Source organism: Agrobacterium larrymoorei (genome assembly GCF_005145045.1).
Classification (GTDB): Bacteria; Pseudomonadota; Alphaproteobacteria; order Rhizobiales; family Rhizobiaceae; genus Agrobacterium; species Agrobacterium larrymoorei.
This window is the reverse complement of record NZ_CP039694.1, coordinates 61,459-76,910: the sequence shown is the minus strand read 5'-3', so window position 1 is coordinate 76,910 and position 15,452 is coordinate 61,459. Positions and strand designations below refer to the sequence as shown.

General features: G+C 60.9%; 10 protein-coding genes and 2 pseudogenes. 5 read left to right on the top strand and 7 right to left on the bottom strand.

Annotated features, from left to right (window positions below; translation table 11 throughout):
- The first annotated feature begins 8 nt into the window (after window positions 1-8).
- The 3 genes from CFBP5473_RS23280 to CFBP5473_RS23270 all read left to right on the top strand — a co-directional run bounded on the left by CFBP5473_RS23280 (window position 9) and on the right by CFBP5473_RS23270 (window position 2,008).
- Entirely contained in the window at window positions 9-641 is a 633-nt protein-coding gene (locus CFBP5473_RS23280) for a DsbA family protein (protein WP_084631869.1), read from the top strand.
- Between the two features lie 76 nt (window positions 642-717).
- On the top strand, window positions 718-1,617 hold the full coding sequence (locus CFBP5473_RS23275; RefSeq protein ID WP_027676425.1) for an MBL fold metallo-hydrolase: 900 nt from the start codon (window positions 718-720) through the stop codon (window positions 1,615-1,617).
- Between the two features lies 1 nt (window position 1,618).
- A complete protein-coding gene (locus CFBP5473_RS23270) occupies window positions 1,619-2,008 on the top strand; it encodes a nuclear transport factor 2 family protein (RefSeq protein ID WP_027676424.1) in 390 nt (129 codons plus the stop codon).
- Between the two features lie 64 nt (window positions 2,009-2,072).
- Here CFBP5473_RS23270 and CFBP5473_RS23265 read toward each other — a convergent pair whose 3' ends face one another.
- The 5 genes from CFBP5473_RS23265 to CFBP5473_RS23245 form a co-directional block, all read right to left on the bottom strand.
- Complete coding sequence (locus tag CFBP5473_RS23265) at window positions 2,073-2,999, bottom strand: ArdC family protein (RefSeq protein WP_027676423.1); 927 nt, start codon at window positions 2,997-2,999, stop codon at window positions 2,073-2,075.
- Window positions 3,000-3,312: 313 nt separating this feature from the next.
- Window positions 3,313-3,912: a hypothetical protein gene (locus tag CFBP5473_RS23260; RefSeq protein ID WP_027676422.1), complete on the bottom strand. Its 600-nt coding sequence runs from the start codon at window positions 3,910-3,912 to the stop codon at window positions 3,313-3,315.
- A 361-nt stretch (window positions 3,913-4,273) separates the two neighbouring features.
- Window positions 4,274-4,600 (bottom strand): hypothetical protein, encoded by a 327-nt coding sequence (locus tag CFBP5473_RS23255; protein WP_234881931.1) that lies wholly within the window; start codon window positions 4,598-4,600, stop codon window positions 4,274-4,276.
- Window positions 4,601-4,635: 35 nt separating this feature from the next.
- Window positions 4,636-5,109, bottom strand: a complete 474-nt coding sequence (locus CFBP5473_RS23250; RefSeq protein WP_027676421.1) for a hypothetical protein — start codon at window positions 5,107-5,109, stop codon at window positions 4,636-4,638.
- Window positions 5,110-5,209: 100 nt separating this feature from the next.
- Window positions 5,210-7,012: a ParB N-terminal domain-containing protein gene (locus CFBP5473_RS23245; RefSeq protein WP_027676420.1), complete on the bottom strand. Its 1,803-nt coding sequence runs from the start codon at window positions 7,010-7,012 to the stop codon at window positions 5,210-5,212.
- A gap of 281 nt (window positions 7,013-7,293) precedes the next feature.
- On the opposite strand from CFBP5473_RS23245, the gene CFBP5473_RS23240 reads away from it, so the two are divergent.
- Together CFBP5473_RS23240 and CFBP5473_RS23235 are read left to right on the top strand one after the other, a co-directional pair.
- Window positions 7,294-9,243 carry a caspase family protein gene (locus CFBP5473_RS23240; protein ID WP_234881930.1) on the top strand — a complete coding sequence of 650 codons (1,950 nt, stop codon included), beginning with the start codon at window positions 7,294-7,296 and terminating at the stop codon, window positions 9,241-9,243.
- Complete coding sequence (locus CFBP5473_RS23235) at window positions 9,240-10,112, top strand: hypothetical protein (protein WP_027676417.1); 873 nt, start codon at window positions 9,240-9,242, stop codon at window positions 10,110-10,112. The genes CFBP5473_RS23240 and CFBP5473_RS23235 overlap by 4 nt, the downstream gene beginning before the upstream one ends.
- Before the next feature lie 149 nt (window positions 10,113-10,261).
- Here the strand turns inward: CFBP5473_RS23235 and CFBP5473_RS23230 are convergent.
- Window positions 10,262-14,840: pseudogene (locus tag CFBP5473_RS23230) on the bottom strand (DEAD/DEAH box helicase family protein); the annotation flags it as partial.
- Window positions 14,841-14,992: 152 nt separating this feature from the next.
- A pseudogene (locus CFBP5473_RS23225) lies at window positions 14,993-15,358 on the bottom strand (hypothetical protein); the annotation flags it as partial.
- Window positions 15,359-15,452: the final 94 nt, after the last annotated feature.

Sequence of the window (15,452 nt, the reverse complement as noted above, 5' to 3'; positions counted from 1 at the left end):
AAACGGATATGCAGATCACCTATCTCTTCGATCCTCTTTGCGGCTGGTGCTACGGCGCCGGTCCGGCGCTGGAGAAGCTGTCGCGGCTCGACAGTGTGACGCTCGATATGGCGCCGACCGGCCTGTTTGCCGGAGAGGGTTCGCGGCCAATGAACAAGCAATTTGCGGACTATGCCTGGCAGAACGACCAGCGCATCGCCCGCCTGACCGGGCAGCCCTTCTCCGACGCCTATCGCGAGCAGGTGCTCGGTGCGGTGGGCGGCCTGTTCGATTCCGCGCCGGCCACCCTCGGGCTGGTCGCCGTCGGCCTCAGCGAGCCGGCGCGCGAGGTTGAAGCGCTGAAGGTCCGTCAGCGCGCCCGCTATCAGGAGGGCCGCAACAATTCCGATCTCGGCATCGTTGCCGAAACGCTCACATCGGCCGGCTTCGTCGAGACGGCTCAGCGGGTTCAGGCTCCGGACGAGGCGCTTCTCGCCGCCTATCGGAGCAGGATCTCGGCGGCACGGGCCGACATGGCGCGTTTCGGCATTCAGGGCGTACCCGCCATTCTCTTAAGGCACGGGGATCAGTGCCGAAAGATCGATAGCCGTCTTCTTTATGGTGAATTCGATCTGCTCGTCGCCGAACTTCAAGTGGGCTGATCGAAGCGCGCCCAATCAACATTTCCAACATCGCTGTGCGTGCGCGTATCGGCAACTGATAAGACAGGAGACAACCATGTATTCAAGGAGAGACCTCATGAAAACGACGCTTGCAGCAGGTGCCGCCATCGCCTTCGCCCCGGCAGGTCTTGGGCATGCAGCCGGATCGACATTGACGTGGAAACATTTTCCCGCCGGCCAGAACGGCTTCTTCCGCGCGCCGGTGCTGCTTACCGGGCCGACCGAAGCGCTGCTGATCGACGGCGGCTTCACCTATCCGGATGGCCGCGCGCTGGCCGAGGCGATCAAGGCCACGGGCAAGACGCTGACCACCATCTATGTCAGCCAGTCCGACCCGGACTATTATTTCAGTCTGAAGCAGGTGCGCGAGGCGTTCCCGAATGCCAAGGTCATCGCCGCTTCCGACACGATCGCCGCCATCAACGCCAACGTTGAGAAGAAACTGGCCGTCTGGGGGCCCCAGTTGAAGGAGAACGGGCCGCAGACGCTCGCCGATATCGTGCTGCCCGAAGCATTCGACGGTTCGACGTTGACCGTTGATGGCGAGACGGTCGAGATCGTCGCCGCCGAGGGGCTGGCCAGCCGGCGCTATCTGCGTGTTCCCTCGCTCAACGCGGTGTTCGGTGGTGTGCTGATTTTTTCGGGCGTCCATGTCTGGACTGCCGACACACCGACCAAGGAGGTCCGGGCGGCATGGGTTGCCAATCTCGACAAGGTCGCTGCTCTGAACCCGGCCGTCGTCGTGCCCGGTCACCTCGATCCGCAGGCCGCGACCGATCTTAGCGCCGTCGCTTTCACCAAGGCCTATCTCCTCGCCTTCGAAGAGGAACTGGGCAAGGCCGATGACGCTGTCGCGCTGAAGTCAGCGATGGAGACCCGCTTCCCCGGACTTGGTATGGGCATTGCACTGGAGATCGGCTCCAAGGTCGCCAAGGGCGAAATGAAGTGGGGTTGAGATGAGCAGCAATCGCGACATCATCCGGAGGACCTATGAAGGGTCCTCCGAGGAGAACGGCAAGAATCTTCTTGCCGTTCAGTCTCCCGACATCGAGTGGACAGAGGCAGCGGGATTTCCCTATGTGGGCACTTATGTAGGAGTGGATGCCCTGATGAGGGGCGTCTTTCATCGTCTCGCGACGGAATGGGGTGGCTATAGGGCCGAAGTTCACACCTATCTTGCCGATGGCGAACGCGTTGCCGCCTTCGGCATTTATTCCGGGACCTACAAGGCAACGGGCAAGTCCATGACCGCCCACTTCGCGCATCTCTACGAACTTCGGGACGGCAGGATTCTGCGCATGCAGCAATATGGCGATACCGCGATGGTACAGGACGCGCTCCGTTAGCAAAGAGCACGCAGCCGGATCCGAGAGGATGCGCCCTCTCCTGCAAAGCTCGGATCATGAAGCATCAGGCAGCCTCCTGCCCGGCCGTGGCTTCCGGCTGAAGGTCATGCAGATAGGCGACAGCGCGCTGCGCATGCGCCGCCGCATTGAAGATCGCGCGCTTGTCGGAGCCGAGGATTTCCGTCCAGCTCTGGATATAGGCGGCATGGTCCGGGCGCGGCTCCAGCTCCGGCACGATGCCCAGATCGGCGCACAGCATCGCTGACCCCAATTCCACAAGCATTTCTTCGAATGCCCTTTCGCGGCGGTCCTTGTGGTAGCGGCTGAGATCCCTGTTCAGCCGGGCGGGACCGCCTGCCCAATGCAGCGTCTCGTGCGCACGAATTGCGATGAACGAAGCAATGTCCCGGAACTGTTCGGGTCGTGGTAGCTGGATATGGTCGGTCGAGGGGGAATAATAGGCCTTGTCCCCGCCGTATCGTACGACAGCACCGGTATTGTCGAAAAAGCGATCGGCGTGCTCGATACGCTCAAGCGGTTTCGCGACCGGCTCAGGGCAACGATAATAGTGATCCGCGAGACCATCGACCTGATCGCAATTAAAAACGGTGTAAGCTTTCAAAAACGGAATATCGCGTTCGACCTCACCGCCGCCCGCATCCGTCTCGGTTTTGGTGAAGCGGCTTGCATAGACGACGGTCGCGCCGCTCTCACCCTTGCGTACGTTAGCACCAAGTTCGTTTGCCTGGCGCAGCGTCATCCAAGTCGACGACCTGAAACCGCTGGCGACGCTCTCCGACCAGAGAAGGAGAACGTTGAGGCCGGTATAGGGTTGTCCGTTGTGGCGAAGCGGCCGGCTTACCCGGCCGGATAGATTGGCCGCACTCCACGGCTGCACCCATGGGCGCACGCCCTTTTCCAGGTCAGCGACAATCCTGTCCGTGATGCTCGCGTAGATGTCGGTGCGCGTGTTTTCTGATTTCCTTGTCATGTCCAAACCTCCTTGTCAGGAGGCCGCGCCCATCGCGGCCCCGTCGCGGAGGGCCGAAAGCAGGAGCGATCGGCGGAAAACGCACCGGAACGGCCGCAACGTATGTGGAGGACGGCGTAGCCGTTGCGGTTTGCCGCCGGCTCCTGCAGGTCCGACGAACGGGAGGGGGCCGCAATACCGCGCTCCGTTCTCTCTTCATTTTCCTTTTCTATCCCCGTCGAGCTTCGCTCCGGCAGCGAGACAAAAATGGCCGCCTCGGGTGAGGCGGCCTCGTCACGAAAAAGGCGGAGCCAGATGCTCCGCCGGATAAATCTCAGCCGAGAGCGTCCATCTGTGCCTCGGCCGCTTTGCGGTCGAGTGTCTGGCCAGGATTGTCGACCGGGCGGTCGAATGGTTTCCACGCTTCGCCGACAATCTGTTCGTAAGCCGCGAAGGCGCCTTCAGCGGCCAGGCGCAGCGCGTGGGCCTGAATGCCCATATCGGCTGCGAATTCACGCTTGCGCTGGGCGGCGCTGTCGTATCCGACCGGACCGTCGAGATCCTCGTCGCGAGCGTCCGATGCACTCTTGGCGGTGGTATCGCGCGCTTCGGTAACGGCCTTGCTGTAGAACTGGCCGGCGCCATGCGCCGATCCGACATAGGCGCCGACGATGCGCTGGAGATGGATTTGCATTGCCCGTTCGCCAAGGCCATCGGAAAGGCGGGTCGCGGTCTCGACGATCAGGCGCTCGTGCATGTCGCGGATGCCGTCGCTGTCGAGAATGGCTGTTCCGAAGCTCTCGGCGATGCGCAGCGCCTGCGCTTCATCGGGGCATGTCAGGCGAACCATTTCGATGGTGGCACCCTTGCGGAGTTGCACCACTCGGGCGGCGGGACGAGAGGCTTGGCGGGAAGAGGTTGCTGGCTTGGCCATGATGGTTTCCTTTTCGGTTTGTCCGAAGCGTTCGGCCCCTTGGCCGTTCTGTCCTTCGATGCGGTCGACAAGAACCGGCGCAAGCCGGGCGGTTCAGGGTCCGGGCGGGCCAGATCGAGCGAAGCAGTCATGCGGACAAGCGGGTCTCCCAGACCTGCGAAGTCCGTATGGCTGTTTTGCCGAGAGCGGCACGACCGGCCGCCCCGCGGCGCAAAGCGGCCTTGAACCGGACGGGCGCTGGTTCAGACCGCCACGAAACCGAAGGACAGAACGGCCAAGGGGCTGATCCGGATGCCGAAGCCAGAAAGGAACGAGTGGAAAGCACCCGGATCTCGTCGATCCGCCCGCCCCTACCCCACGTTCAGGATCTCCGATCGATTCCGCCCACCGTCAGTTCGGCTCGATGAGAGCCGCAGGGCAGAGGCGCGTGGCCGTGCAATGCTGCGATTGCCGCCTCCTGACGCGCGAGTTTGCGTGATAGGGCATCGATCTCCGGCTGACGCTCTGCAGTGATCGCGGCAAAATTCGAACGGTAGCGGGCCAGGAAGGCCTTCGACTCGCGCGGCCTGCCACCACGGTAGAAGGATCTGCGCTGCAAAAGTCTCGGGATAAGGGCGGTCATTCTGGCGGTAATCTGGCGCTCGATTATCGCGAGCTGATGCCGCGTTTGCCGCAGCGCGTCTTCCATTCGGCGCAATTCCATCTGTCGATTGGGGGGAGAATTCACGCCTCGGCCCTCCCTTCCACGACATCGGCGGCGATTTCATCGGCTGTGACATCCTCAAGCGCGGCGGACGGATAGCCATGGCTGGTCAGCCATCGTTCCGCCGCCTGCCTGCTCGCGGCGAGATGGACGAGCTCGGCATGGTCACCGGGCCGGTCTAAGACACGGCAACTGCCGAGCGCCGGACGTTCGACGACGGTGAACACCAGGTTCGTCTCCAGCGAGAACGTGCGATGGACGCGGATGGCGATCACACCGCCGCCGCGATAGTCGCCTTCATGCAACGTGAAGCTCGGTGGCAGGATGGTGTTACCGGCGCCACGCTCATCGTGTTTGCAGATCAACCGGCCGCTGCTGTTGTTGGCCTGCCATGCAGAGAGCTTCCTGCGATGGCGCTCCGGTGGGCGTGGCTGATCGTCAGACCAGGAAAGGATGGAGCCGATCGGGGCAACAAATGCGATATGGGCACTCATACGAAGTCTCCTTCAATTTTGAGGGATGCGGAAGCGAAACCGCTGCCGGTGGAGACCACTGGCGGCGGATGTTCATCCGGAAGGACGGTGAGGATTGCGGCTACTCGGCGGCGATCCCGTACGCGTCCTGCTCTTCATCAGCGTCGACGACCTCGGGCGCCTGATCTGAAGTGTTCGAAAGGGCGGCCTTGTCTTCCAGGGCGGCGAGATCTTCATCTCCACCGAGCGTCGGCTCATCAAATGCCGTGTCGCCGACGCCAGCCTCCTCACCGCCGGCACGATCGGAATCGCCGGCAGTGTCGTCATCGCTCAAGACCTCGCCGCTTTCGATCAGATCCACGATGTCCTGTGGATCAGGTGCGAAAAGCGCCGATTCATGCACGAAGCGTTCCTGTCTGAAGTGGTCGACGAGAGCAGCGCGGGTTTCTCGCACCTTCTGTCGCGGCAGAACGTTGGCATCCTTTGCCGCGCCTTCCATCGCCTGGCGAGACAAGCACAGCAGGAAGTCTTCCGAGCCCATGTTGGCCAGGAAGCCGTCCGCTCCGATCGCGTCACCCGCGATCCGCGAAACAACCCCGCTGTTCGACATGCCCCGCCGGCACGACAGCACGTCGATGAGCATCGAGCGTGCGGCCACGCGCAGCGTTTCCTGATTGAACGCAAGCTTGCCGTCTTCGCCGATGAGGCGGGCGGCATGGCGCTTGAAGCCCTTCGACCCGAACACGCTGTCGTTAGCGCCGGAGTCGACGCGGACATTCAGGCCGGCGAAGGCGAAGACGAGCAACGCCAACAGCGTGTCGTCCTCGATCGGTGCACGGCCGAGCGCCTCGTGCAGGGCGTCGGTACGGAAGTCGCCGATCATGTCCTGGCCCTTCTGGGTGACGTCCGGACGGCACTTCGGTGCGTCGACGATTGCACCGGCATCGGTGTCCTCGGCTCCGCCCGTCATGGACGCGCCACCTTTCACATTCTTCTTATCCTCGGGCATCCGGTAGGCGACCGACTGAACCTTGCCATCACGGTCGAGATACATGCCGACATGGTCGGACTTCGACGGCTTGCCGTAAACGCGCTCTGCCTTCTTCGGCAGCTCCGGCTGGCCCCAATTGTTGACCTCGATAATGGCACCCTTCTTCGGAAGGTTGCTCGTCATCCATTCCTGCTGTGCGCCCAGAAACGCTTCGACATTGGTCGTGTAGCGGCTGTCCTGGTCAGCTGGCGCAAACAGGTCCTCGACCCATTCGATGCCATAGGCGCTCGCGAGATCATTACCGAAGCTCGCATCCTTGGCGAACATGCGGGTCTTGGAGAGTGCGCGAGAGATAGTGTACCAGTCGGCACGCTCGGACTTCTTCGGCTTGTGCGCCTTCCAGACTTCTTTCTGCTCGTCGAGCGAGGCGGCGGCGATCGTCCGGAGCTGCTGCTCGTTCGGCATGTCGCCCAGTACCATGTGGTCGAGTATGGCCGGCAGCACATTGGCCAGAAGCCGCAGCTTCCTGATCTGGCGCACCGGCAGTGCCAGCGCCACGCCGATCGCTTCCTCGGTCCAGCCGAGAGCGACGAGGCGTTCGATGCCGCGCCATTGGTCGACGGGGTTGAGTGGTTCACGCGCGATATTCTCCACCATCGAACGCATGGCGCCATTGTCGTTCGCCGCTTCGACGACGAGGACGGTGATTTCCTCCAGTCCCGCGGCGATTGCCTGCTTCACACGGCGGTGGCCGGCCTGGATGATGTAGCCGTTACCGCCATCGACTTCCGGGGAGATCACCGGTGGCTGGATGATTCCGACCGCCTTCACCGTCGCAAGCAGCAGCGCGTCGGATTGCGGAGACGACTTCGAGCGACGGGTGTCGTCAGGATTGTCCTTCAGCGCGCGCGGGTCGAGTTTGAGGATCTGCATGAGATTGGCTCCTTCCGGGATTACCGAGCCAGCCCTATGCCAGCTCTTATCCGTCTTCAGTTCCTTCCAAAGACACTTCGCGGAGCGCGGAGCGGACGGGCCGGTGCAACTGCGCCCGAGCGGCCTTGACCGTCAGGGCGAGCGGGGCAGAGCCCTGCGAGAACGACGGGCAGGGTTGAGGAGGGGGCGGTTGAGCGAAAGCGGCGCTGGCAGGGCAGATCTGCGAGCGGGTTTCCCTTTCTTGTCCCTCCTCTCTCTTTTCTCGTGAGCGGGGTTTAGGGATGACAGCGTGGCATCTCGAAGACAGGAAGGACACACCGAGCTCTGCGAATTCGACGGGTGGAGTTATCGCGGGGATACGCAAACGCAATTTGACCGTTTTGAAACGGATCGCCTATCAACAAGTTGAAACTGCACCCGTAATTTGTACTATACCTTTCGGGGAAGCGCTAACGGAGGGGATCATCGTGAAACTGTGCCTGACGATCGGGGTGTCGCGTTCGACCCCACTCACCCCGTTGCCTGGCGCGATCACCGTAGCTCATGAATTTGCCAACTGGGCTCAACAATCCGGTTTTACGACCGAACTGATCACCGACGAGGCAAACAAGCCGGTCACAATATCTCGTGTCCGCAAAACTCTGCTGGCAATGTTGCCTCAAAACGATGAGGTGGAACTCTTGATCCTGCATTTTGCGGGACACGGGTTTCGTACCGGAGCCGAACAAAACGTTTGGCTGCCGAGCGATTGGTATCAGGAAATGCGGGGCATTTCGGTTGAGAGGCTGAGACGCCAACTTTACCGCCACGGCATCAAGAGCCTCTCGATATTCAGCGACGCCTGCAGATCGCTCCCTCCAGACATTGAGACGGCAGATATAGCGGAAGACCCTGTCCTTCCGCGTGGACCTTATGATGCCGTTCCGCCCGTACTCGATCGCTTCAGTGCAGTCATGGATGGCGAGAAGGCGTTTATGCTAAAGGGTGACCAGAGATCGCCTGCCCGCTGCATTTTCTCAACCGTCATACTCGAAGGTCTGTGCGGTCACCGCGACGAAGCGTTCGACAAGTACCTTCCTGATTGCGTCATTCCCGAATCCCTTGGCCTCTTCTCACAGGCACGCATGCGGGAAATCGGCGAGCGATATCGCCTGAAATGCTCGCCCGATGTATTGACCGGCATTCCCCGCGAACATGCGGTCTATTTCCAGCGCGGCAAGTCGCCCAATGGCAATATACCTCCCCCGCAATGGCCGGCGCCGCCCGAGGATCCAGCTCAGGATAAGCTCATCGCAGAATGGAAGACGAAGCTACCCGAAGATTTCGATCCCTCCGCCACATCGGAAAATTGGGAATCAGCAAAAAAACAAAGGTACGTTCGCAACAGGTTCTCGGTTGGAAGGGCCTTCCTAGACGATGGCACAAATCTGGTCGTGCTGGGTCAGACACCGAAGCGCATTTGGGCGACGGCGACTGCTCGGCGCAATGGCGGTTCCGGGCGTCCAAGCGAGTATCGCGTCAACGTGGAAGACGCAGCGGTTCAGGTTCTCGTTGAGTTTCGCGATGGGGTGGTCGCCTCAGCCGTGGTCTACCGCGAGCTGATCACTGTATTGAGCCGTGACAAGCGTGGTCTGATCGGCTGGACCTGCGTCAACCGATGGATCGAAGTCCAACCCCAAATCGAAGACTCGATTGATGTCATCGCCAATTTGCAACTCGGCAAATTGGCGGCCGATCAGGTCGATCAGTTGGCGGCAGGCCTGCGCGAAATGAAGCACGTCAACCCGGTCGTCGGTGCGATTTCGAGCTACCTCTACGACTATGGGGGCGATATCGACAGCATACGCCGCATGGCCTACTTCTACTGCCACTACGATCAGGCCATCCCGTTCGACATTGCGTTTATGGGACTTTTGCCGATCCAGCGAACCAGATCAGGATATAGGGCAGACGTGCCGGCTGTGGTCGCGCGCCGACATTCCGCCCACAATGACGGTCTTCCAAATTGGGTCACGCGCGCGACACCCGCACGAAGCGGCGACATCGCTGGTTTCTGGCCGTGGTTACGTCAGGGGTGGCAGTTCGTCGATGATCCGGAAGCTGAGGAGGAGGCGGCAGCCGACAGCCTGCGCGACGTCATCCCGTTCCTGCTGCCATCGCAGTTCTCGTCGTTCCAGAAGGAAGGCGCAGAGATCCTGATCCGAAAATTCCACATGGAGGGGAATATATGAACGTCCTGATGATCCACGGCATCGGCCAGGAAGGGTCGACGCAGCAAGAACTTATTGACAAATGGACAGATAGCCTTCACGGCGTCGCGCCCGGCCTGCTCAAGGGCTCGACTGTCAATATGGCCTATTATGGCACCACTCTTGCCGACTGGACGACCGGCAAGACGAAAGCCGCTGTCGGGATGGGCGCCGATGACACTGAGGTCGATATCGGTGACGATGAGGAAATGAGGTTCCTGGCCTCAGCGTTGGAGGAGGCTCTCGTTGAAAGTGGCGGCGGGGAAGCAGAGATAGAAGCGGCACTCGAGGAAGCGGGCAACGACGCCGTTCCCATGGATACTTTTTTTGGCCGGCGCATTGTCGGTCTGGTCCGTGCGCTTGAAAAGATATCTCCGGCGAAAGGATCGATCCTGCTACGGGTGGTCAAACAAGGCCACACCTATCTGTCCGCGCCGGGAGCGGGAGCGGCGGTCGACGCCATTGTGCGTCCATACCTGCAAAAAAATCCGCAAGTTCTGATCACCCATTCGCTCGGGACAGTTATCGCATTCAAACTCTTGAGAGAGATGGAAGCACAGGGCAAAAGTGTCGAGATCCCATTGCTAATCACCATGGGATCGCCGCTCGGACTGGACGCATTCAAGAAGAAGCTCGGCCCACCGCGCCGCAAGCCATCTTTCGTCAAACGCTGGGTCAATTTCTACGATCCATCCGATCTCGTGGCGCTTGGAAAAGATCTGGATGAGAACACGTTTGCAGCAGGGATCGAAAATGATGGGACCGTGGATAATCAGACGAGCAATGCTCACAGTATTATCGGCTATCTCCCTCATAAGGGCGTTGTTACTGCCCTGAAAAAGGTCCTGTAGCCAGCTCCGGGCAAGATGGCCCCTGCAAGAGATTGCTGGCTAGCGGCCAGTTTCTTTTAGTGCACGAACACCGAGACGCCGAGGCTCTGACGTGCAGGTCGAACCAATACGGCCCCCGATAACCGGCCGTATTGGTTCAGTGGAACTCTTCAAGCAGGAGCGATCTCAGCACCTTGAAGCGCTGATTTTGCAGGCGTTTTCTCAACCTCACGCAATTGCCGGCGCTTGTCCGCCAATTCGTTGGCGAAGGCATATTCGCCTGCCTGGCGTGACTGATAGGATGCAAGCCTGCGGCGGTATTCGTCAAGCCTCTGACGATAACGCTCCCTCTCGGCCTCAAACCCGTCGAGCGCATGTTCGAGGCGAGAGACGGCGCCGAGCGAGGTGACCGTTACGGCAAGCTCGATCTCTTGGGTCGCGCCGATGCGCTGCAGCAGCGTCTGGTAATGGTTATTGTCGCCGCGTCCGAACTTCTCGCCCTCATAGATGAGGTCGAAGCCGCCGATGCTGGCAATATGAACCTCGCCCTCCTGCTGCAGCTGGACGAGGGTGAGGATTTCCCTCATCAGCGCGCGTCCGGCATCCTTGCGCTCCTGATATGGCGTGCCCGTCACGCTCATGATGAAGGCATCGCCAGTGGTCGGAACTAGCCGCTCGATATCCTGGCCGATCTCAGCTATACGCCGGGTCGCCGTTTCGATCTCGCGCTCCGCGTCCCGAACCTGCCGACGAACGGCGAAAAGATCATCTTCATGGGCGGCCCGCAGCCGTTCCAACGGGGCGATATCGGCTTCGAGACCTGCTTTTTGCATCAGCCGCTCGTCACCACTGGCAATCGCTTTGGCCATGGCGAACTGATTGGCCTGGCCTTCGGTGAGGTCTTCCAGCCGACGGATCGAGGTATCGCCAGAGAGCGCGGCGGCGATGAACCGCGCCTTGCGCTCGTTCTGCTGCCACATGGTGGCGTCGAGCGAACCTTGTGTGGCATAGGCGAAAATATCGACCTCATCATGCTGGTTGCCCTGACGGACGATCCGTCCCTCCCGCTGCTCGATCTGCGAGGGAAGCCATGGCACGTCGAGATGATGCAGGGCTTTGAGGCGTAGCTGCGCGTTGACGCCGGTGCCCATCGTCTCGGAACTGCCGATCAAAAAACGGACCTTGCCGGCACGGACGTCACCGAACAATCGTTGCTTGGCCTCGGTCTTTTTGAAATCCTGCATGAAGGCAATTTCCGAAGCGGGAACGCCCATGCGGATCAGTTCGTCGCGGATCCAGCGATAGGCCGAGAAGCCGCGTGTCTTCTCGACGCTCAGTGTGCCGAGATCGGAGAAGATCATTTGCGCGGCGCCGGGTAGTTCGAACGGCTTGCCGTCGGGGCGGAGATAGCTGTTCTCCGACGTTTCCTTCCAGATCCTGTGCGCGTTGCGGGCGAGCAGATTGAGCTTGTTGTCCGGCTCGTCGTCCAAGGCCGGCATGACCAGCCGCAGATCGATCGCCGCATGTCGGCCGTCGGTGATGACCGAGAGAAGAATGTCGTCACCAGGCTGCGCCGGTCCCTCGCGCTGCTCGATCGCCTTGATGCGGGTTTCGAGGATGCGCTGATAGGTCTTGAACGCAGTCGTGGGAGCCGCAGTCAGGATCTGCCGCTTGCCGGTGGCGATCTCCGGCACCTTCACAAATTGCCGCAGGTCCTGCGGCATCACCACGTCGGCGAAGGCGCGGAACATGGCGATCAGTTCGGGCACGTTCACGAAACTCGCGAACCGGCTGACGGGCTTGTATTTGCCGGACGGCTGCAGCTCCAGCTCCGTCTTCTCGTCTCCAAAGTTCGAGGCCCAGGCGTCGAACGCGTGCAGACCGCGCTCGTGAAGTGCCTCGTGGCCGAGCAGGCGCTGGATGGAGAACATCTCGCCGAGCGTGTTCGTGATTGGAGTCCCCGATGCCAGTACCAGAGAGCGCCCCGGATTCTTCGTCTCGATATAGCGGCTCTTCACATAGAGATCCCAAGCCTTCTGCGAGCCGTTCGTGTCGATGCCCTTCAGCGTTGACATGTTGGTGGCGAACGAGAGTTTTCTGAACTCTTGGGCTTCATCGACGACAATCTGGTCGACGCCGATCTCGGAAATGGTCAGGAGATCATCCTTGCGGGTGGACAGCGCCTCAAGCCGTTCCTGCAATCCCTCCTTCAATCGCTCCAGCCGTTTGCGGGATACCCGGTCCTCATCATCGGCCTTGACCAGCAGATCCTCATAGAGTTGCAACTCGTCCTGGATCATCTGTTGCTCGAAAGCCGAGGGCACGCCGATGAACCTGAAGGCGGAGTGGGTGACGATAATCGCATCCCAGACGGCGGTTGCCGCGCGGCTGAGGAAACGGGCGCGCTTGTCTTTGGTAAAATTGGACTCGTCGGCGACGAGGATGTTGGCCGAGGGATAAAGCGCCAGAAACTCTCGTGCCGCCTGCGCCAGGCAATGGCCGGGAACCACCAGCATGGCCTTGGCAATCAATCCCAGCCGCTTCTGTTCCATGATCGCGGCGGCCATGGTCATCGTCTTGCCGGCGCCAACGGCATGGGCGAGATAGGTCGAGCCAGAGGAGATGATCCTCCAGATGCCGCGTTTCTGGTGGCCATACAAGGTAAAGGCGCCTGAGGCGCCCGGAAGTTGGAGATGGCTGCCGTCGAATTTGCGCGGCGCGATATTGTTGAAACGATCATTATAGACCCGCGCAAGACGGTCCGTACGATCCGGGTCGGTCCATATCCAGGTCTGAAAGGCCGTCCTGATTTTCTGAAGAATGTCGCGGGCCGCTTCGGTGTCGACCACGTTCAACACCCGGCGCTCGCCGTCGGTATCCTTGAAGGTGTCGTAGATCTGCGGCACGCGCGAGTTCAAAGCGTCAGCAAGTAACTCGCCAGCGTGGCGTCGATCCGTTCCCCATTCCGACGTGCCGGCGGCGATATAGCCGAGCTGGCGGGCTTCCACGGTCCACGATCCGATTTCCGCCATGTGGTGGATTTTGATCTCGGCGCTCATCGTCTCCTTGACGAAGGCGACCACATCCGAGGCCGGGATCCATGGCGCACCGAGGCGGGCAGTGATATCGGACGGCCGAAGATCAGCGGGCTGCACCTGTTGCAACGCGCTGACATTGCGCTTGAACGCCGGATCGAGGTCGGCGGCTGCGATGGCCGCGGTAAGCTTCGTGCGCACCGGTCCGGAGAGATAGGCGTCCGACGTCTGCCAGGCGCCATCGGCCGGGTTCCGGAAAATCGCATCGCCCAGATCGGCAATCACTGCATCCGGATCCCGATGCAGCAGTTCGGCAATGTGGTCGACATCGACGTGGCCGCGCTCGTTGAGAACAACGGCCAGCGCATCGGCCGGACTGGCGATAACAGGCGGTGCGGGTGGCGCAATCACCCGTTCGGAGAAGATCGGACCAGGACGAGCAGTATCTGCTTCGAGATCGTAATCCTCGATCGAGGCAACCAGCCAGCAATCGGGGTCGTCAAGAAAGGGCTGAAGGTTCGGCCGGCGATGCGTCTCCCTGACCTCCCCAGTCTCAGCGTCTTCCGAAATCGAGACGGTCGTATGGTTGATCGGACCGAAGTCGCGAACGAACGACGACCAGGCGATGCGCAGCCGCACCTGCAGATCACGCCACGGCCGATCCTGCTCCTGAGCCTTCAGCACCTCCCGCACCGCATCGCGGATTGGAATTAGCTTGGTAACAATCCGGATATGTTTTTCCGACACACCGTCGGCTGAGCGGCCCCTCCGCACGGTGATCGCCACGGGGGCACCGTCTATCATCTGCATCAGTCCGCGGACTTTATCGATGAAGAAGCTGCCTTCGCGAACCTTCGACCCTGTCGAACGCAGGTCAACGATATCGCCGAGTTCGTCCTCCAGATCGATGTCTATTACGGTCGATTCACCGTCATAAAGATCTTCCGGAAGAAGGGAGATCGCGCCGTTCAATGCGATTTCGAGATCGACGCCGGGACGCGGCCGGCATGTATAGGTCTCGCCGAAGGGACCGGAAATCAGGGCATGATCGCCGAGCACGAGATCCGGATGACGGACGAACCAGCGATTGATACGGAGCGCGCCCTCATCCTCAGTGACCGGACGGACCTCGTCCACGTCGAGCCAGGTCTGGTCGCCCTCCGACTCGCCCGCCTTGCGCTTGCGGAAGAACAGGATATCGACCACGACATCCGTGCCGGCATCCTGGCGGAAACTGCCCTCAGGCAGACGGATTGCCGCAATCAGGTCGGCGGATTTGGCGATGTGCTCGCGGGCGGTGATATCGGCCTTATCCATCGTGCCGGAACTGGTCACGAAGGCCGCGAACGCACCGGGCTTCAGCAGGTCGATCGACCGGGCAATGAAATAGTCATGCAGCCGCAGACCAAGCGCGCGGTATTGCCGGTCGGAGGGACAGTACGATCGGAAAAGGGCGGGTTCCCGATGGCAAGGTCATAGATATGCGAAAGGTCGGTGCGGGCAAAATCGCCCTCGATGATCCGGGCCTTCGGCTGGAGAAGCCGGACAATCCGTGTCATGACAGGATCAAGCTCGATACCGGTGACATAGGAGGAGCCACGATATTCTTCAGGCATCAATGCCGGAAACAGGCCCGTGCCGATGCCCGGTTCCAGCACCCGGCCACCGCGCAACCCATGCGCTGCAATCCTGCCCAGATCGCCCGGATAATGATCGGCGCTGGCGAGCTCGCCAACGGCATCTTCCGCCGTCCGGGCGAGGCGGATTTCCGAGATGGCTGGGACGACCTCGGTTCATCGCTCGAGACCGCCGTATCCGAGAGTGACTATTCCAGCCTGTCGCGCTGCACCCAGTATGCCCACTTCACGACCCGGTAAAGCGGATCAATCGCCTCTGCTGTTCGCGTGTCGCGGAAATGGAGAGCTTTTCGAGTTCGTTTGCCGACAGGATCGCGGCGACATTCAATCGTGCCCGCTCTTTCCACGACGCGGCCAGACCGCGATCTTCTCCCTCCTCGAAATAGAAGTTCGACCGGTCGCATTGTTCACGACGACCAGCTGCCGGGATGCTGGCAAGCCGCATCGACGGAGCCGGAGTTGGCGGTGTTGGATCGGGATCGTCGTCGTTGGCAGCCTCGGGTGCGAAACCCCCGAAGGCTGTTACACCGAGGCCAAGGCCGGAGGAAAGAGCGGTGTTGCCGAACATATCGACCGTGAAGGGATCGTTGCTCATGATGAAATCTCCTTGTGAAAGCATGCCTCATCGGCCCACCACAGGGGATGGGCGACAAAACCTCCATTGATGTTGGGATCCCGCTGCGGCGGGA